This window comes from Flavobacterium denitrificans DSM 15936 (genome assembly GCF_000425445.1).
GTDB lineage: Bacteria > Bacteroidota > Bacteroidia > Flavobacteriales > Flavobacteriaceae > Flavobacterium > Flavobacterium denitrificans.
The window spans coordinates 452,738-471,665 of the sequence record NZ_AUDL01000004.1 but is presented as its reverse complement, the minus strand read 5'-3'; the positions used below and the strand labels follow the sequence as shown (position 1 = coordinate 471,665).

Genomic DNA, 18,928 nt, shown 5'->3' with positions numbered 1-18,928 from the left:
TAATATTCTGATTATGATCGGCTAACCAATCAACGCGACCTATTACGCATTTGGGAATGCTTTCGAAGTTGTGAAGCAGAAGAAGTTAATTGTTTATTTTGTCCTTTAGAATGAATTTTGATTGAGTTAATTTTTAATTTGGTTTCTACATCTGTTGATCCTACTACAATCAAATTTTTCTTTCCTTGTTTAATAATTTCTTCATCATTAGTGTTTTTATTAAATAAATAGCTAGAATGCGAAGTTGACTCATTAGCACGTTTATATCTTTTTGCTTTTACATGTAACTTCCGGACATAGTCCTCGGAAGTTTTTTCATTAAAATAAATACTTTCGAAACAATTAACAAATTGTAAAACATTTAGGTGATTTATCTCTGATAAATCTTCTATCAAGACGATATCTTGTTTTCTATTTCCAACTTTATATATTTCAGAATCATAAAAAAAAAGTATCAATTCAGAATTTAGAGGAATAAAAATTTGCAATCCTGATAAACCGTAACCTGATTTAGAAAGAGGCCAATTTTTATTTTCAAGAAATTGATTATATTTAACTATTGGAAAATCAGAAGTAATAAAGGGCTGATTTGTTACATTTTTTAAAAATTTATAATCTAAATCTACAATTTCTTCAATAACTTCTCCAATGTTAGACATTGACATTTTTACAGCATCATTATGACTTACTTTTGGGATAAATTTATCCAAATCAATATTGGGATCTAGTTCAGTTAACCGTTTTCCAATTTCCAAAATCCCATTTTTCATTAAGTTTATTTTTACAGGATTTCGTAGATCAGTTAAACAAACAAAGAGAAGCAAATTAATATGCTCCTCTGTTAATTTATTTGGAATTTTTAGCTCCAAAATGTTTTTCTTTAATTGTTGGGCTAATACATCCTCAACATTAGCTAGTACATCTTCAATTATTCCATCTTCACCATAAAAAAAACTTTTAGAACCTTGTGTTTTTAATTTCCCTTTTTGAACAAAAATTTCGTTTGATAAGTTATATACACCTATTTGCTTACCATTATTTTCATAAGAGAAATTTCTTAAGTAAAATTTAGGTATGTAATGTTGATTCTTTTTATCTGTCATAAGCAACAACTATAATTATTATTGATCAAGATTAATGTTAAACATGTTTTCTAAAAGTTTTATGATTTGAAAAATTCCTAGTTGACGAGAGCGTCTCGTTCGTGCACATAAAGATGCCTCGTTCCGAAGTTTCATCCTTTTTACTACACCTATAAAAACTTCCCGAAAATTCCAGACATCTAAATTATACTTTTTTCTAACAAAAAAAAGGCCGTCAAAACAGACAGCCTTTTTAATCTTCAAAAAATAATATAGTAAAAAATTATACTACCAGAATTTAACGTACAGCGCAACAATAATCAATAATGTAATTACAATTAAAACTGTAGTTTGTGGTTTTACTTTAAACATTTCAGAGTCTATTTCAAACGCTTTTGGATTTACTTTTGGTCCAGCAAAACTGATTGCAATCATCGCTAACATGGTAAAGAAGAATGATAATCCCATACAAATGTGGAATGGAATTTCGAAAGCTCCTTTTCCGTTAGGGTATGCTGTATATAATAATGTGTCGTTTCCAAATAACATTGGTGCATATTCATTGAATAAAACAGATAATAGGAATCCTAAAATTACACCTACAATTGCAGCAGTTCCAGTAGTTCTTTTCCAGAACATACCAAGGAAGAACATGGCGAAAACTCCAGGGCTAATAAATCCTGTGTATTTTTGGATGTATGTAAATCCTCCAACTCCTCCAATTCCAAGAATGTCATTCCATGTAAATAAAACAGCCAACAACATTGCAACAAAAACGGCAATTCTACCAATGTTTACTTGTTGTTTTTCACCAGCGTCTTTTTGGATGTATTTTTTATGAACGTCTAATGTATAGATAGTAGAAATACTGTTTACTTTGCCCGCTAACGACGCTACGATTGCAGCAGTCAATGCAGCTACAGAAAGACCTTTAAGACCAGTTGGCAAGAACGTCAAGATTGCAGAATAAGCACCATCTTTTCCTCCAACTAATTGAGGTAAATGTCCATTTTGGTATAAAACGAAAGCAGCAATACCAGGTAACATTACGATAAGTGGCATTAATAATTTTAACATACCAGCAAATAAAATACCTGTACGTGCCGTTTGTAAATCTGCTCCAAGTGCTCTTTGCGTAATGTACTGGTTACAACCCCAATAGTTTAAGTTGATGATCCAAATACCTGCCGCATAAGATAATAATCCTGGGAAAGTCAAATATTTATCAATTTCAAGTTGAGATGAAGTTGCAGTTGGTCTTGGAATAATCATTTTGAAATGCTCAGGAGCTTTTTCCATCAAGACATTAAATCCAGCGATAGCATTTTCTCCAACTCCAAAATAACGTCCAACAGTTGTAAGTGCGATGTATGAAGTCACTAAACCTCCAATGATTAAAACAGCAACTTGAATAACGTCTGTGTAAGCTACAACTTTCATTCCTCCTAACGAAATGAACAGAGCAAATACAGCCAATCCAAGCATGATCACATGCAGATATTCACCTCCAGCAAGACCATTGATAGCAACGGCTCCTAAATAAAGGATAGAAGTCAAGTTTACAAAAACGTATAAAAACAACCAGAAAACCGCCATAATCAAAGCAGTAGATTCGTTGTAACGTGTTTTTAAGAATTGAGGCATCGTGTAAATCTTGTTTTTAAGATATACAGGAATAAACCAAACTGCTACAATAATCAAAGCAATAGCAGCAAGCCATTCGTAAGCAGCAACAGCGATTCCTAAAAAGAAACCTTCACCACTCATTCCGATGAATTGTTCAGCTGAAATATTTGAAGCAATTAATGAAGCTCCAATTGCCCACCAAGTTAAATTTCCTTCAGCTAAAAAGTAAGCTTTAGCATCTTGTTCGTCTTGTTTACGCTTGCGGTAAACTGTATAACCGTAGACCGAAACTACGATGAAATAAATAATAAAAACCGCATAATCGGCGAAAGCGAGGTTCTGGTTCATTGTTAGTATTTTAAAAAATTAGTATAGGTGATTGTTTGTAAAGTGGTTTTATAAATTCGTTTTTAATTATAATTTCCGAAACCTGTTATTTTGTTGTTTTATCTTGTTAAAACTAAGATATCTGTTTTTATTCTGTTATTTTTTTATCAAAATAAGAACGAAAGCCAAAAGTATAATAAAATTCCATATCTACATCATTTACAAATGTGTTTTTTACATTTATAATCAATTTATTATGTTAAATTTTAAAACCGACTTGATTTTGTCTCAATTTTAAAGACTTTTATAATGTACGTCTGATTGTTGTCTTAAAATTTCGGCACTTTTTTCAGGAGTGATGTCTCTTTGCGATTCGCCCATCATTTCATAACCAACCATGAATTTTTTAACCGTTGCTGATCTTAACAATGGCGGGTAAAAATGCATGTGGAAATGCCATTCAGGATGTTTTAAACCATCTGTAGGAGTTTGGTGAATTCCTGACGAATATGGGAAAGAAGTACTGAATAAGTTGTCGTATTTTGTTGTAAGCTGTTTCAAGATTTTTGCGAAAGCCGTAGTTTCTTCCGAAGTAAAATCAGTGATTTTTCCGAAAGCTCTTTTGCTTAAAATCATAGTTTCGTAAGGCCAGATTGCCCAAAACGGAACCAATGCCACAAAATGATCGTTCTCTATTACAATACGGTCACCTGATTTTAATTCGGCTTCTAAATAATCTTGAAGAAGCGTTCTTTGGTTTTTATCATAATAGGCTTTTAAGCTGTTTTGCGTTTTTTCAACTTGCGTAGGCAATGATGATTGTGCCCAAATTTGTCCATGCGGATGTGGGTTAGAGCAACCCATCACGCTTCCTTTGTTTTCAAAAATCTGAACGTGATTGATATATTTGATGCTTCCTAAATCAGTATATTCTTTTTGCCAAGTTCTGATGATGTTTTCGATTCCGTCAATTTCCATTTCTGGCAAAGTCAAATCGTGTCTTGGTGAAAAACAAACTACTCTTGAAATTCCTTGTTCTGGTTTTGCTTTAAAGAAAGTGTGTTTGATATCTTCTTCAAAAATAATTTCGTCTTGCTTCATCGCTGCAAAATCATTTTCAAAAACAAAACTGCTTTCATATTTCGGATTGTTCATTCCGTTGGCACGAACATTTCCTGGGCATAAGTAACAAGTTGGATCGTATTTTGGCAATGCTTCGGTAGCGATCGTTTCATTTTGCCCTTGCCAAGGACGTTTTGCGCGATGAGGAGAAACTAAAACCCACTCGTTGATTAAAGGGTTAAAACGTCTGTGTGGATCTTCGTTAATGTCAAAATTTTTCATGTAATGTAGTTGTGGTATTAAAGTAGTTGTGTTCCGTTTGAGATTTTTACATCATAGAATTTTAATTCAATTCCAAATGTATCTAAATAAAGGTTTGAAAACTTACGTTTTACCTCATTTTCATGTCCTTTTTTAATTAAATTTATGGTACATCCACCAAAACCACCTCCCATTAAACGAGAACCAATTATTGCATCATCTGCTTTTGCAGTATCTACAAGCATATCAAGCTCTTCACAACTTACAGCATATTCTTGAGATAATCCATAATGTGTTTCAAAAAGCAATTGTCCTAAAAGTTCTATGTTTCCTTTGTCCAAAGCCTCGCAAGCTTTGATTACGCGGTTGATTTCTTTTACAACAAAATGAACTCTTTTAAAAACGGTTGGATCAAATTTATCCTGAATGCTCAAAAGTTGTTCTTCTTTGCAGTCTCTAAAAGTTTTTACTTCTGGGAAATTTTCTTTTATAATCGCAAGACCTTGTTCGCACTCAATTCTTCGAGTATTATATTCTGATGTGAAAAGCGAATGTTTTACGTTGCTATCCATCAAAATCAAAGAATAATCTTTGAAATCGGCATTGTGATATTCAAAATCCAGTGTGTTGCAGTCTAATTTGATTACTTTGTTGTCAAGACCATGAACGCTTGAAAACTGATCCATAATACCGCAGTTGATTCCAACCCAGTGTTCTGCTTTTTGTCCTAATAATGCTATATCTTTCTTTTCAATTTTTAAATCGAAAAGGGATGCAATTCCGAAAATCATTCCACATTCTAAAGCTGCAGAAGAAGACAATCCAGAACCAACCGGAATATTACTGCTAAAAACACAGTTGAAGCCTTCAAAAGCAAAACCATTATCTTGAAGTTGTTTAATAACGCCACGAATATAATTTGTCCAAACGGCATCGTTCAATTCAACTTTTTCAGTCAAATCGATTTCAAATTCTTCATTTAAATCAATTGCGATTACTTTTGATTTTTTAGTGTTGTTTTTTTCAAAAGCAAAACAAATTACTTTGTCAATTGCGGCTGGCAAAACGTAACCGTCATTGTAATCGATATGTTCTCCAATGATGTTGATTCTTCCAGGAGAAAGCACAATTTTTTGAGGTGCAGACCCGAAAGTTTTCTCAAAAAACGCTGTCGTGTTTTGTATTAAAATCTCATTCATTATTTAGTAATTGTAATAGTGTTTTCTTGTAATTTATTGGATGTTTTTTCAAGTATGATGGTTGATTCTTACTTTACATTTTCAAATTTGTAAACTGTTTTTTGGTGATATTCTTCCCCTTTTTTCAAAACTGAATTTGGGAAATTTTCTTGATTTGGTGCGTCAGGAAAATTCTGCGTTTCAAAACAAATCCCGCTTGCAGGATGATAAACGGCGTCTTCTTTTCCTTTTAAAGTATTAAAACAATTGCCACCTACATATAGGTGAACGCTTGGCTGATCGGTGTAAACGCTCATTTTCAATTTTGTTTTCGGACTGAATAATGTCGCGACAACATCATTTGAAGGTTCGATTACAAATGAATTGTCAATAGACGCAGGACATTTTTTGGCTGTTCTAAAATCAAAATCATGACCAGAAACGGCAGTAAATTTTCCTGTTGGAATATTCTCTGAATTGGTTTCTAAAAATTGATCCGAAACAATAGTCATTTCCTGATCCAAAACAGTCGAATCATGGCCATTCAAATTGAAATAACTATGATGTGTCAAATTAATAACAGTATCTTCAGTTGTTGTTGCTATGTATTCTAATTGTAATTCGTTTGCTTCTGTCAAAGTATATTTCAAAGAAACATGTAGAGCGCCTGGATAATTTTGGTCTAAATCTTCACTTAAAAGGCTAAAAGTAATCGATGGATTTTCGCCCGAAGTGATATCGGTTACATTCCATGCTTTTTTTCCGAAACCAACATTTCCGCCATGCAGCGCATTTCCATTATTGTTTCCAGCCAATTGAAATGTTTTTCCGTTTATAGAAAAAACACCTTTATTGATTCTTCCCGCATAACGGCCAACAGTTGTTCCAAAATATGGTGCACTTGGTAAATTGTATGAAGCGATATAAGATTCTAAAGTATCAAAACCTAAAACGACATCAACCAATTTTCCGTCAACAGGAATTTGTAGTGAAGTAACAGTTGCTCCATAATTGATTAACTGCACTTTCATTCCACTTTTGTTGGCTAATTCAAAAGAGAGAATTTCTTCGTTATCAGGAGTTAAACCAAACGATTTGAAAGCAGATGAATCTTGAAATTGCGATATATGTTTTATTTCCATGTTATTTTTGACAAAAGTGAAATTCAAAAATAGAAACATTTTACATGTTTACATACCAGTACCTACCAGTTTTTTGTATATTGCGCCCAAATTTCAATTTCTATGAATATTATTTCAATCCAAAATAACATCGGTCTGCCAAAATATAAGCAGATAATTCTTTCAATTGAAAAAGCGATTGATGAAGAAAAATTAGTTAAAGGAGACAAACTTCCATCGGTAAATAAAGTTTGTTTGGCTTTTTCTTTATCACGTGATACGGTTTTATTAGCGTATGACGAATTAAAAAAACGAGGCATAATTTATGCCATTCCAGGCAAAGGTTATTATGTTAAAAGCGTTGAAACTACTATAAAACACAAGATTTTTTTACTTTTTGATGAATTGAATATTTTCAAAGAAGACATTTATAATTCGTTTTTAAAAAATATCGGAAAGAATGTTCAGGTCGATATTTTCTTCCATCATTTCAATATTCAGGTTTTTCAAAAGCTCATAAATGACAGCAATGGCAATTACACAAAATATATTATCATGCCTACCAATTTGCTCGATACGGCAACTTTTATAAAAACCCTACCAGTAAATGAAGTTATCATACTGGATCAAACCAACGCCGATTTGAAAGCATATCCTGCCATTTATCAAAATCACGAAAAAGATGTTTTTGAAGGTTTATATAATGCTAAAGCAAGACTGAATAAATACAAAAAACTGATTTTAATTTTTCCAGGTTTTAGAGAACCGCTTGGCATGAAAATAGGTTTTGAAGCTTTTTGTTCACAGTATAATTTTCAATACGAAATCATCAGTGAATTTAAAGATCGAAAAATTACCGAAGGCGATTTGTACATAACGCCAACCGATCGCGAATTGGTTCATTTAATTGAAAGCGCTCGAAATCAAAATTTGAAACTAGGAACCGATTTCGGAATTATATCGTATAATGAAACGCCTCTGAAAAAAATTGTGGCCAATGGAATTACGACCATTTCCACTCATTTTGAAACAATGGGAAAAATTTTGGCCGAAATGGTTTTGAAAGGAAAAAAAGAACAGATCGAAAATAAATCGTCTTTGATTATGCGAAATTCATTGTAGGATTTTGCTAACAACCTTTGTCTACAATTATTTAAACACATAGGAACATAGCTTTTGTTTGCTTAAAAAGGCGTTTCAGTTGCCATACATAAACATAGAAATATTTCTTGGCTATGTGTTTAAAATAATTTTACACAAAAGACAACCCTATCTTTCTGTGTTTTTATTTCAAGCAATTCTCTTTTTGCTTGTTAAATTATCATTTTTTTAATTAAAAAAATAAGGAAACAATTTTTTTGTTTTTGTGGAATTATTTTACATACATTTGTAAATGTAAATTTTACACTTATTATTTGTTTCATTTGATCAGGAAGATTTCTGTCTGATATTCAGTGAAAACGAATTAAAAACCACAAATAACCAAACTCAATACCTTTCAATTTATTAATTAGAAATGAACAAGAAAATAGATCAACTAGCAGCAGATAATATAAGAGCATTAGCCATTTCGATGGTTGAAAAAGCAAAATCAGGCCATCCGGGAGGGGCAATGGGCGGTGCAGATTTCATGCATATTTTATATACTGAATATTTAAAATACGATCCAAGTGATATGCATTGGGTTTTTAGAGACCGATTTTTTATGGATGCTGGACATCTTTCGGCTTTAATGTATGCACAATACCATTTACTTGGAAATTTTGAAAAAACCGATTTAGAGAATTTCAGACAATGGGGATCAGTGACACCTGGGCATCCAGAAATTGATGTAAAAAGAGGAATCGAAAATACTTCTGGGCCGTTAGGACAAGGCCACGTAATGGGTATTGGAGCAGCAATTGCGGCTAAATTTTTATCGGCTAGATTTGATAATTTATTTGATCATAAGATCTACGGTTTTATTACTGATGGAGGAGTTCAGGAGGAAATTTCGCAAGGAGCAGGCCGTATCGCAGGTCATTTAGGATTGAACAATTTCATTATGTTTTATGACTCAAATGATGTGCAATTGTCTTCAATGACAGATGAGGTTACCAATGAAGATACAGCAATGAAATACGAATCATGGGGATGGAAAGTTGTTACAATTGACGGCCATAATCATGATGAAATCCGTTCGGCGCTTGATGCTGCAAACGCCGAAACAGAAAAACCAACTTTGATTATTGGAAGAACAATAATGGGAAAAGGCTGTGTTACTGCCGACGGAACAAAGTATGAAGGACAATGCGAATTGCACGGAAAACCTATCGGTGGAACAAAAGCTGATTTTGAAAAAACACTTTTAAATTTAGGTGCAAATCCAGAAGATGGCTTTGCAGTTTATAAAGATGTTGCTGATTTCTATAAAAATGTTTTAGCAGACAAAAAGGCTAAAGCGACAGAAAGCAAATCAAAATTTTCTGTTTGGGAAAATCAAAATCCAGAGTTAGCTCAAAAAATTAAAAGCTTTTTCAATGGCGATTTGCCAAATCTAGATTTTAGTTCAATTGCTCAAAAAGCAAATGCTGCGACTCGTGACGCCTCGGCGTCGGTTTTAGGATATTTGGCTGAAAATGTGGAAAACATAATTGTTTCTTCTGCAGATTTATCGAATAGCGACAAAACGGATGGATTCTTAAAAAAATCTTCCGTTTTAAAAAGAGAGGATTTCAGTGGCGGATTTTTGCAAGCAGGTGTTGCCGAGTTGACAATGGCGGCAATTGCAAACGGAATTGCACTTCACGGCGGTGTCATTCCGGTTGTGGCTACATTTTTTGTTTTTTCAGATTATATGAAACCGGCAATTCGTTTATCTGCAATTCAGGAACTTCCTGTAAAATATGTTTGGACGCACGATTCTTTCCGCGTAGGCGAAGATGGACCAACGCATCAGCCAATCGAGCAAGAAGCGCAGATTAGATTGTTGGAAAAAATCAAAAATCATTCGGGTGAGCAAAGTTTGCTGGCACTTCGTCCTGCTGATGCAATTGAAACTTCTGTAGCTTGGCAAATGGCACTTGAAAACAAGAAAACGCCAACAGGATTAATTTTTTCAAGACAAGATATTAAGGATTTGCCAACTATTGGAAAATCAAGATTTGAAGATGCTTTGCAAGCTCAAAAAGGAGGCTATTTGGTAAAATCAGTTTCAAATCCAGATATTACCTTAATCGCAAATGGCTCTGAAGTGGCGACGCTTATTGAGGCCGCGACTGAATTGGAACAAACCATCGGTATAAAAATAAATGTTGCTTCGATCATTTCTGAAGGACTTTTTAGATCACAATCAAAACAATATCAAGAAAGTGTAATTCCTAATGACGGATTGGTTTTTGGTTTAACAGCCGGACTTCCAGTAAACTTGGAAAATCTTGCTGGAAGAAACGGAAAAGTTTTTGGATTAGAGCATTTTGGTTACTCAGCGCCAGCATCAGTTTTAGATGAAAAGTTCGGATTTACATGTAAAAATGCCTGTGAACAAATCATTAAATATTTAGAAGAAAACAATTTTAACATATCAAAATAAGAAGAAAATGAAATTTTTTATAGATACAGCAAATTTAAAAGATATTAAAGAAGCCAATGATTTAGGGGTTTTAGACGGTGTAACCACAAATCCGTCATTGATGGCAAAAGAAGGAATTACAGGGGCTCAGAATATTTTGGATCATTATGTGAAAATCTGCGAATTGGTAGATGGTGATGTAAGTGCGGAGGTAATTTCGACCAATTTTGAAGGAATGATTGCTGAAGGAGAAAAATTAGCGGCTTTGCATCCTCAGATCGTGGTTAAAATCCCGATGATAAAAGATGGCGTAAAAGCAATCAAATATTTTTCGAGTAAAGGAATTAGAACCAATTGTACTTTGGTGTTTTCATCTGGTCAAGCACTATTGGCTGCAAAAGCTGGAGCTACTTATGTTTCTCCGTTTATTGGGCGTTTGGATGATGTTTCGACCGATGGAATGAATCTTATTGAAGAAATCAGATTGATTTATGACAACTTCGGATTTGAAACTCAAATCCTGGCAGCTTCAGTTCGCAACGTAATGCACATTATCAATTGCGCAAAAATAGGATCTGATGTTATTACTGGACCACTAAGTGCAATTGAAGGTTTGTTGAAACATCCGTTGACAGACATTGGTTTAGCACAATTTTTAGCAGATTATCAAAAAGGGAATAGCTAAAAATTTTTAGACCACAGATTTTACAGATCAAGCGGATGAAAACGGAGTGATTTGTAAAAAAATGTTTCCCGCAGATTTAGCAGATTTAGCAGAAAAAATCCCTTAAATCTGCCAGATCTGCGAGAGATTATTTTTAAAATGAAAATTTGTTTAGTTTTTTAATAGTAGTTTTATTGAAGTAAAAACCCTGAAAGTTTGTGGCTTTCAGGGTTTTGGTTTTATGGCTCGCTGATATTTCGTATAAAACGGATTCACGCGGTTTTTGTTTTTTCGGAATAAGTTTCCCGCAGATCCAACAGATTTAGCAGAAAAAATCCCTTAAATCTGCCAGATCTGCGAGAGATTTTAAATAAAAAGAAGCCCTGAAAATTTATTTTTTTCAAGGCTTCTTTTTTATAAATGTCTAGATAAAAATCATTTTAATCTGTGAAATCTGTGGCTAAACTTTTTTATAAATTCAGCACAAAATCGTTGAGTAATTTTTCTTCATATTTTTCTTTGTTGAAAGTATAGAGATAAGAACCTTTTCGAGAAGATCCCATATCTTTTTCATCGAGTTTGTTCAAGATTTCCAACGAATTGATTTTGCTGATGAAATTTCGCTTGTCCAATTCTTTGCTCAAAATGGCTTCATACAATTCTAATAATTGGCGCATAGTGAATTTCTCCGGAAGCAACTCGAATCCGATTGGTTTTATTGAAGTTCTGTAACGAAGTCTTCTGATAGCGTGTTCAACCATTTCGTTGTGGTCAAAAATCAAGTTTGGCGCATCGGTAATACTAAACCATTGTGCGTGATAATTTTTGATCAATTCGGCATTATGATTTTCGATATTAATCAAAGCATAATAGGAAACCGAAATGGTTCTTTCAACAGGGTCACGATCAATTTCAGAGTAAGCGTACAGCTGCTCCATATAGATATCGTTTAAACCGGTGTATGTATTTAAAATTCTTATCGCGGCATTGTCTAGTACTTCATCACGTTTCAAAAATCCCCCAATCAACGACCATTTGCCTTTTTCTGGCTCAAAGTCCCTTTTAATTAAAAGTATTTTCAAACCTTGATTGTCGAAACCAAAAATGATACAATCTACTGCTAATAACGCTTTATCAGCAGAGCTATAACTGTTTAGCATAATCAATATTTTGATGGTAAATATATAAACTTCCTAATACGTTTCATAATTTATTAATGTAGATTTTACACTTAAATCAAAAAAATATCAAAAAATGAAGTTACAAAAAGGAAATGAAAACATCAATCTAACGTCTTTTTAATCATTTTCAAACGTTTTCGGAACAAAAATAAGCTGTTTTTTTAAAATTAAGAGCAATTTGGTCATAAAAAGTAAATTTTATAAACAAGATTTTATTTACAAATAATTTTTTTTTCATGCTCAAATTATTCTAAAACAGCTCATTTATAATTTTTTTTCAAAAGCCATTTTTTTGCTTAAAAAGAGGCTTTTTGATAAAAAGTGTAGATTTTACACAAATAACTCTTAAAAAAGACTCTTTTTTTGAAAAAAACGTCGATTTATTAATGTAAATTTCACACTTAATTTATGATATATATTTTTTTTCAGCGTTTTTTTTATGATATTAATTTGTTTTTGAGGTTTTTTTTTAGTTAAATTTACAAATGTAAAATTAACACTTATAATTATTACACTAACCAACTTAATTAAACCTTATGATAACAAACCAACGATTATTTTTTTATTGCAATTTTTTATTGCCAAAAAAAGAATGGATTTTAGCATTAATGATGCTGTTTTTTTCTGTTAATCAAATGTCGGCTCAAGGCAAAACGATTAATGGAGTTGTTACCTCAGCTCAGGACAAACTGCCTTTGCCGGGTGTTAATATTATGATAAAAGGAACCAAGACCGTAACCACCACCGGTTTTGATGGAGAGTATTCAATTAAAGCATCTCCAAATGATGTTTTAGTTTTTTCATTTATAGGATTTCAAAATCAGGAAGTCACAGTAGGAAATCAATCAAAAATTGACTTAGCATTAGGAGAAGACACAAATAAACTTAATGAAGTAGTAGTTGTAGGTTACGGTACTCAAAAGAAAGGTGATCTTACCGGATCAATTGGTGTTGTAGATATGGAAGCTGCTAAGAAAACAGTAACTTATGATCCAGCCAAAATGCTTCAAGGACAAGTTGCAGGGGTAACAGTACAATCATCTGGAGAACCTGGAGGATTTGTAAATGTTAAAATTAGAGGTATCAATTCATTTACAAACAATAATCCATTGTTTGTAATTGACGGAATGATTGTATCAAGCCCAAATGATTTTGCGCCAGGTGATATTGAGTCTATGCAAGTTTTAAAAGATGCATCGGCGGCAGCTATTTATGGTGTTCAAGGAGCAAACGGGGTTGTTATTATTACGACTAAAAAAGGAAAAAGTGGTAAATTAGACATTAAATATAAGTCGCTTGTAGGTTTCCAAAATGTAGCTAAAACATGGGATGTAACGGATCGTGTGGGGTATCAAAAAATCACATCAGCAGCTGAACAAAATGCTGGATTAGCGATTGCTCCAGGAAACGATCCAAACAGTCCTTCGTACATTAATAATGTTGATACAAATTGGCAAAAAGAAGCTTTCGAAACAGGTCTTATTCAAAACCATTCACTTACTTTTAGTGGTGGAGCTGAAACTTTAGGATATAATTTGAATACGGACTATTTTAAAAATACAAGTTATTTGAATTCGCCTCAAGACTATGAAAGATATTCTATGAATTTGAATTTATACGGTAAAAAAGGAAAATTCAAATACGGTTCTAAAATTGGATATACCAAATCGGGTAAAGAAAACTTTAATGAATACAATGCTGGACAATCTGCAATTGTTGATTTGTTAGGTGCAGTTCCAACAATGCCTGTTTATGATGAAAATAGACTTGGTGGATACGGGGGAACTGATAACTTAACGCAGAGAGCAATCTCGATGAACGTTATTGGTTACAATAACTTGATTACAAATAATGGGCAAAGAAGCCGTTTTATTGGAGATATTTGGGGAGAACTTGAAATCATCAAAGGCTTGAAATATAAATTAGATTTAAGCTACGATAGATTAGATTTTCAAAACAGAAAATTCATTCCGCCAAGTGATTTAGGATGGTATTATATTACTACAAATGATGAAGCTTCTTTAGATGTTGATAATGGAAACCAACAAAGAACATTCGTAAACAACTTATTGACTTACGAAATTACTTTAGACAAACATAAAATCGATGCTTTAGGAGGATGGATTCAAGAAAGAAATGACTACTACAGACATTGGTCAAGAGGTGTTGGATATACTCCAGGCGAAATCAGCCAAATCCAATATGCTGATGCTACTAGCGCAGGTGAATACAAAAATACACTTACAAATATTTCATACTTAAGCCGTTTGAACTATTCTTATGATGATCGTTATTTCATTACAGGAAACTTCAGACAAGATAAAACATCACTTTTTAGTGAAGACAATAACACGGCTAATTTCTACTCTTTCTCAGGAGCATGGAAATTAAGCAACGAAAAATTCATCCATTTGCCAGATTGGTTTAACACAATCAAATTAAGAGGAGGCTATGGAGAATTAGGAAATAACACACTTGGAGTTTATGCCTATTCACCAACTATCAATGCTTTTGCAGGATATGACTTTAATAACGCATTAGCTCCTGGAACAACAGTAGTTAGTGCTATTGATCCGAATGTACACTGGGAAAAGACAGCGACTTCAAACGTTGCAGTTGAGCTTGGATTCTTAGATAATGATTTACAAATTACTGCTGAATATTATCAGAAAAAATCAACAGATTTATTGATTGGAGTTCCATTGCCATATTCAACTGGAGCATTCCCAGCAAGTATTACAACAAATGCAGGTGCGGTTAAAAACAGTGGTTTTGAGTTTACAGCAACGTACAACAACAATCACCACGAATTTAAATACAACATTTCGGCAAACTTAGGAACCCTAAAAAATGAGGTTTTACAAATTGGTCTTGATGGAAACCCAATTTATGGAGCAGCTTCAAAAACAGAAGTTGGAAGATCAATTGGAGAACTTTATACATATGAAGTTGCAGGAATTTTTCAAAATGCGGCTGATTTAGCTTCTTCGCCAACTCAGACTAACGCGGGTGTTGGAGATCTTAAATTCAGCGATTTAAATGGTGATGGACAAATCACAGATGCTGATAGAAAGTTTATGGGAGTTACAATTCCGAAATACAGCTACGGAATCAACTTTGGTGCAAATTATAAAAATTGGGATTTCTCTATGTTCTGGCAAGGTTCAGGAGGAAACAAAGTATTCAACGGATTGTATCGTAACTTAATGACAGAGCAATATGGAAATCATAGTGTTGATGCTTTGAACTATTGGACACCAACAAATACAAATACAAACGTTCCTCGTCCAATTATTGGAGATCCAAATGGAAATGCAAGAGACTCTGACAGATTTATCGAAAGCGGTGATTATATCAAATTACAGACATTGGAAATTGGATATTCACTTCCATTGCCAAAAGATTTGTTTATTCAGAGAGCGAAAGTATATGTAAATGGTCAAAACTTATGGATTATTAGCAAATACAGAGGTTACGATCCAGATTTTAATTACAATGACGGATTATTTTCTAGAGGATATGATGCAGGATCATTCCCAAATCCAAGAACAATTTCTTTGGGTGTTGAAGTAACTTTTTAATCTATCCTAACCAATTAAAAACGAATTAAAATGAAATATAAAGTATTTAATTATATAACAGTTTTCTTTTCACTAGCTCTTGTAACTACAAGTTGTGTTGATAATGAAGACTTGCTTCAAGTGGATCCTAACGTTGAAACCGCAGGTTCATTTTGGAAAACAGATCAAGACGCTATCGAAGGAGTGAATGCCGCTTACGGAAGTTTGCTTACAGATGGAACTTATATGAGAAGCACGCCGTTGCTATTAGATTTAAAAGGTGATGATACTCGTAGTAATAGCCCCTGGGGAGCGATGTACAATGTAGGGCGTTTCAATTCAAACCCTACAGATCCAGCAATTTATGGCTGGGCTTTTGAGACATACTATCAAGGAATTTATCGTGCAAATCAAGTTTTGACAAATGTGCCAGGAATTGCATTTGAAGACGCAGCACTTAAAAATAGAATTTTAGGACAAGCTTATTTCTTAAGAGGTTTATACTTGTTTCACGCTGTAAACATGTTTAAAAATGTGCCACTTCCAACAGAAATTAAATTGTATACACCTCAAAAATCAGAAGCTGATGGATGGGCACAGGTTATTGCTGATTTTAAAGCTGCAGCAGAATTGTTGCCTAATACATATGTTGGACTTTCAGGCCTTGATGCTGGTCAAAAAGGACGTGCTACAAAAGGTGCCGCTCTAGGATATTTAGGAAAAGCATATTTGTTTACTAAAGATTTTGCAAACGCAAGAACAACTTTCAAACAAGTAATTGACTTAGGCGTTTATTCATTAGTTTCAAACTATCGCGATAACTTTACTACAGCAAATGAAAACAATTCTGAATCTCTTTTTGAAGTTCAATTCAGCAGAGATGCAGGTGGTGTTGATTTAGGATGGGGTGGTGCTCCAGCTTCAGGATGGGGAAAAACATCTGCTCGTGCTATTACTTATGCGCCAAGAGCTTTTGGATGGACAGATGTGCAACCAACTTGGACATTGTTTAATGAATATCAGCAGGAAAAAACAAAAACAGGAGATGTTGACCCTCGTTTAGATGCTACGATTTTTTATAATAAACCAGGCGGAATGCAATTGTATGGTAAAGATTTTGCCACTTTTTATGCTACGAGCCCTGCAGATTTAAACGATATCTTCTGTAGAAAATATCAAAATTCAGACGGTCAATTTGCTGACGAGTACGATTGGAGATCAGGAATTAACGAGCGTTTATTGCGATATGCAGATATTTTATTGATGTATGCAGAAACGTTAAATGAAACTGGAGATACTCCTGGAGCATATACTTACATTCAAATGGTAAGAAACAGAGTTAATTTGCCTGATTTAGCGACAGCAAAACCTGGAATGACTCAAGCTCAGATGAGAGAACAAATTGGACATGAAAGATTCTTGGAATTTCCGCTTGAAGGACACCGTTTTGATGATATTCGTCGTTGGGGATGGTTGCAAGATGCAACAAAATTGGCTTGGCTGAAAGCGAGAGATGTAGAGTTTAATTCTTACGCGCCAGGAAGAGAATTTTTCCCAATTCCACAGTTAGAAATGGATAATAATCCGGGAACAAAACAGAATGATAGTTATTAAAAAAGTTTTCAATCTCGGTTTCAGTCTCAGTATATAGTGAGACTGGGACTGAAAACGGAGACTAAGAATAAATTTGAATTAGTTCAGAATACCAGATATCATGTGGAGGCTTAAAAATCTTCACATGATATTATAACATTAAAACATTATGAAAAAAGCACTTTTAGTTACCTTTTTAATTACGCTTTGTAGTCAGGTTAATTTTGCCCAAAATCAAACCACAGTTGTAACCATAAAAAATAATGCTGATGCTCCAGTGATCAACAAAAATATTTACGGGCATTTTGCTGAACACTTAGGGCGCTGTATCTATGGAGGATTTTTTGTTGGAGATACTTCAAAAATACCAAACACAAACGGAGTTAGAAATGACATTATTACTGCTTTAAAAGATTTGAAAATTCCGAATTTAAGATGGCCGGGAGGTTGTTTTGCTGATACGTACCATTGGAAGGACGGAATTGGACCAAAAGAGCAAAGACCAACAATTGTAAACAAATGGTGGGGCGGCGTGACTGAAGACAACAGTTTTGGAACACATGATTTCCTAAATATGTGTGAGCTTTTGGGAGCTGAACCGTATTTGTCCGGAAATGTTGGAAGCGGAACCGTTCAAGAATTAGCGGATTGGGTGCAGTACACCAATTTTGGAGGTAAAAGTCCGATGAGCGATTTGCGTCAAAAAAACGGAAGAAAAGAACCTTGGAAAGTTAAATTCTGGGGAATTGGAAATGAGGCTTGGGGATGCGGTGGAAATATGACTGCAGAATACTATGCAGGAGAATACCGCAAATTTGCAACGTTCATGTCGGATTGGGAAAATACAGGAGGATTGACACGCATCGCATCAGGTTCAAACAGTGCTGATTATAATTGGACAGAAGTTTTAATGAAAAACATTCCAACAAATATGTTAGGTGGACTTGGAGTACATCATTATGCTGTAATCGAATGGGCTAAAAAAGGTGATGACAGAGATTTTACAGAAGAAGGTTATTTCAAAACCATGAAATCGGCTTTGAAAATGGAAGAGCTTGTTACAAAACATGCTGCGATAATGGATAAATACGATCCACAAAAAAAAGTAGCCATGATGGTTGACGAATGGGGAGGTTGGTACGAAGTGGAGAAAGGAACAAATCCTGGATTTTTATATCAGCAAAATACAATGCGTGATGCAGTTTTGGCTGGAGCAACTCTTAATATTTTCAATAACCACGCAGATCGTGTTCGTATGGCAAACTTGGCACAATGCGTTAATGTTTTGCAAGCAGTTATTTTAACAGATAAGGCAAAAATGATCACTACGCCAACGTATCATGTAATGAAAATGTACAGCGTGCACCAGGATGCAAAATTATTGCCAGTAAGTTTCAATTCTCCAAATTACACTTTTAACGGAGAAACACTTCCTGCAGTTTCAGCATCAGCTTCAAAAGATAAAAACGGTGCAGTTCATATTTCTTTAGTAAATGTTGATGCTAAAAACAAAAACAAAGTAGAGATTGATGTAAACGAACTTGGTCTTAAAAATTTCACAGGAATAGTTTTAACATCAGCAAAATTACAAGATTACAATTCGTTCGATACCCCAAATAAAATTGTTCCAACAGTTTTTAAAGGTTTCGAAAACAAAAAAGGAAAACTTGAAATCACAATTCCTCCTTTCTCAGTTGTTGTTTTAGAAGGAAAATAAAAAGAT

Annotated in this window: 12 protein-coding genes; 6 read left to right on the top strand and 6 right to left on the bottom strand. The window is 33.9% G+C overall.

All coding sequences use genetic code 11. The features are described 5' to 3' along the window. Positions 1–29: 29 nt before the first annotated feature. From H600_RS0102110 to H600_RS0102085, 5 genes are all read right to left on the bottom strand, one after another. Complete coding sequence (locus tag H600_RS0102110; RefSeq protein ID WP_026727228.1) at positions 30–1,103, bottom strand: DUF4238 domain-containing protein; 1,074 nt, start codon at positions 1,101–1,103, stop codon at positions 30–32. A gap of 267 nt (positions 1,104–1,370) precedes the next feature. Further along, complete coding sequence (locus tag H600_RS0102100) at positions 1,371–3,056, bottom strand: sodium/sugar symporter (RefSeq protein ID WP_026727226.1); 1,686 nt, start codon at positions 3,054–3,056, stop codon at positions 1,371–1,373. A 273-nt stretch (positions 3,057–3,329) separates the two neighbouring features. Then, the gene (locus H600_RS0102095; RefSeq protein ID WP_026727225.1) at positions 3,330–4,379 is read right to left on the bottom strand and encodes a UDP-glucose--hexose-1-phosphate uridylyltransferase; all 1,050 of its coding nucleotides are present in this window, start codon (positions 4,377–4,379) and stop codon (positions 3,330–3,332) included. 17 nt (positions 4,380–4,396) lie between these two features. Continuing rightward, positions 4,397–5,557, bottom strand: a complete 1,161-nt coding sequence (gene galK / locus H600_RS0102090; RefSeq protein WP_026727224.1) for a galactokinase — start codon at positions 5,555–5,557, stop codon at positions 4,397–4,399. Positions 5,558–5,625: 68 nt separating this feature from the next. Continuing rightward, entirely contained in the window at positions 5,626–6,678 is a 1,053-nt protein-coding gene (locus H600_RS0102085; RefSeq protein ID WP_026727223.1) for an aldose epimerase family protein, read from the bottom strand. A 102-nt stretch (positions 6,679–6,780) separates the two neighbouring features. Here H600_RS0102085 and H600_RS0102080 point away from each other — a divergent pair, with 102 nt between their 5' ends. The 3 genes from H600_RS0102080 to fsa all read left to right on the top strand — a co-directional run bounded on the left by H600_RS0102080 (position 6,781) and on the right by fsa (position 10,892). Next, positions 6,781–7,779: a GntR family transcriptional regulator gene (locus H600_RS0102080; RefSeq protein WP_026727222.1), complete on the top strand. Its 999-nt coding sequence runs from the start codon at positions 6,781–6,783 to the stop codon at positions 7,777–7,779. A gap of 394 nt (positions 7,780–8,173) precedes the next feature. Beyond that, positions 8,174–10,228, top strand: a complete 2,055-nt coding sequence (locus tag H600_RS0102075; protein ID WP_026727221.1) for a transketolase family protein — start codon at positions 8,174–8,176, stop codon at positions 10,226–10,228. Between the two features lie 7 nt (positions 10,229–10,235). After that, positions 10,236–10,892 (top strand): fructose-6-phosphate aldolase, encoded by a 657-nt coding sequence (gene fsa / locus H600_RS0102070; RefSeq protein WP_026727220.1) that lies wholly within the window; start codon positions 10,236–10,238, stop codon positions 10,890–10,892. A gap of 449 nt (positions 10,893–11,341) precedes the next feature. On the opposite strand, the gene H600_RS0102065 is transcribed toward fsa, so the two are convergent. Next, complete coding sequence (locus H600_RS0102065) at positions 11,342–12,031, bottom strand: NUDIX hydrolase (RefSeq protein ID WP_026727219.1); 690 nt, start codon at positions 12,029–12,031, stop codon at positions 11,342–11,344. A gap of 557 nt (positions 12,032–12,588) precedes the next feature. Here H600_RS0102065 and H600_RS21770 point away from each other — a divergent pair. From H600_RS21770 to H600_RS0102045, 3 genes are all read left to right on the top strand, one after another. Next, on the top strand, positions 12,589–15,633 hold the full coding sequence (locus H600_RS21770; RefSeq protein WP_051234346.1) for a SusC/RagA family TonB-linked outer membrane protein: 3,045 nt from the start codon (positions 12,589–12,591) through the stop codon (positions 15,631–15,633). A gap of 30 nt (positions 15,634–15,663) precedes the next feature. Further along, positions 15,664–17,226, top strand: a complete 1,563-nt coding sequence (locus H600_RS0102050) for a RagB/SusD family nutrient uptake outer membrane protein (protein WP_026727218.1) — start codon at positions 15,664–15,666, stop codon at positions 17,224–17,226. A 148-nt stretch (positions 17,227–17,374) separates the two neighbouring features. Next, positions 17,375–18,922, top strand: coding sequence for an alpha-N-arabinofuranosidase (locus tag H600_RS0102045; protein WP_026727217.1), 1,548 nt, complete (start codon positions 17,375–17,377; stop codon positions 18,920–18,922). The last annotated feature ends 6 nt before the right edge of the window (positions 18,923–18,928 follow it).

What these genes read in the sequence shown, in the direction of transcription:
- H600_RS0102110 (WP_026727228.1), bottom strand. Translation starts at nt 1,103, where the DNA reads ATGACAGATAAAAAGAATCAACATTACATACCTAAATTTTACTTAAGA.
- H600_RS0102100 (WP_026727226.1), bottom strand. Translation starts at nt 3,056, where the DNA reads ATGAACCAGAACCTCGCTTTCGCCGATTATGCGGTTTTTATTATTTAT.
- H600_RS0102095 (WP_026727225.1), bottom strand. Translation starts at nt 4,379, where the DNA reads ATGAAAAATTTTGACATTAACGAAGATCCACACAGACGTTTTAACCCT.
- galK (WP_026727224.1), bottom strand. Translation starts at nt 5,557, where the DNA reads ATGAATGAGATTTTAATACAAAACACGACAGCGTTTTTTGAGAAAACT.
- H600_RS0102085 (WP_026727223.1), bottom strand. Translation starts at nt 6,678, where the DNA reads ATGGAAATAAAACATATATCGCAATTTCAAGATTCATCTGCTTTCAAA.
- H600_RS0102080 (WP_026727222.1), top strand. Translation starts at nt 6,781, where the DNA reads ATGAATATTATTTCAATCCAAAATAACATCGGTCTGCCAAAATATAAG.
- H600_RS0102075 (WP_026727221.1), top strand. Translation starts at nt 8,174, where the DNA reads ATGAACAAGAAAATAGATCAACTAGCAGCAGATAATATAAGAGCATTA.
- fsa (WP_026727220.1), top strand. Translation starts at nt 10,236, where the DNA reads ATGAAATTTTTTATAGATACAGCAAATTTAAAAGATATTAAAGAAGCC.
- H600_RS0102065 (WP_026727219.1), bottom strand. Translation starts at nt 12,031, where the DNA reads ATGCTAAACAGTTATAGCTCTGCTGATAAAGCGTTATTAGCAGTAGAT.
- H600_RS21770 (WP_051234346.1), top strand. Translation starts at nt 12,589, where the DNA reads ATGATAACAAACCAACGATTATTTTTTTATTGCAATTTTTTATTGCCA.
- H600_RS0102050 (WP_026727218.1), top strand. Translation starts at nt 15,664, where the DNA reads ATGAAATATAAAGTATTTAATTATATAACAGTTTTCTTTTCACTAGCT.
- H600_RS0102045 (WP_026727217.1), top strand. Translation starts at nt 17,375, where the DNA reads ATGAAAAAAGCACTTTTAGTTACCTTTTTAATTACGCTTTGTAGTCAG.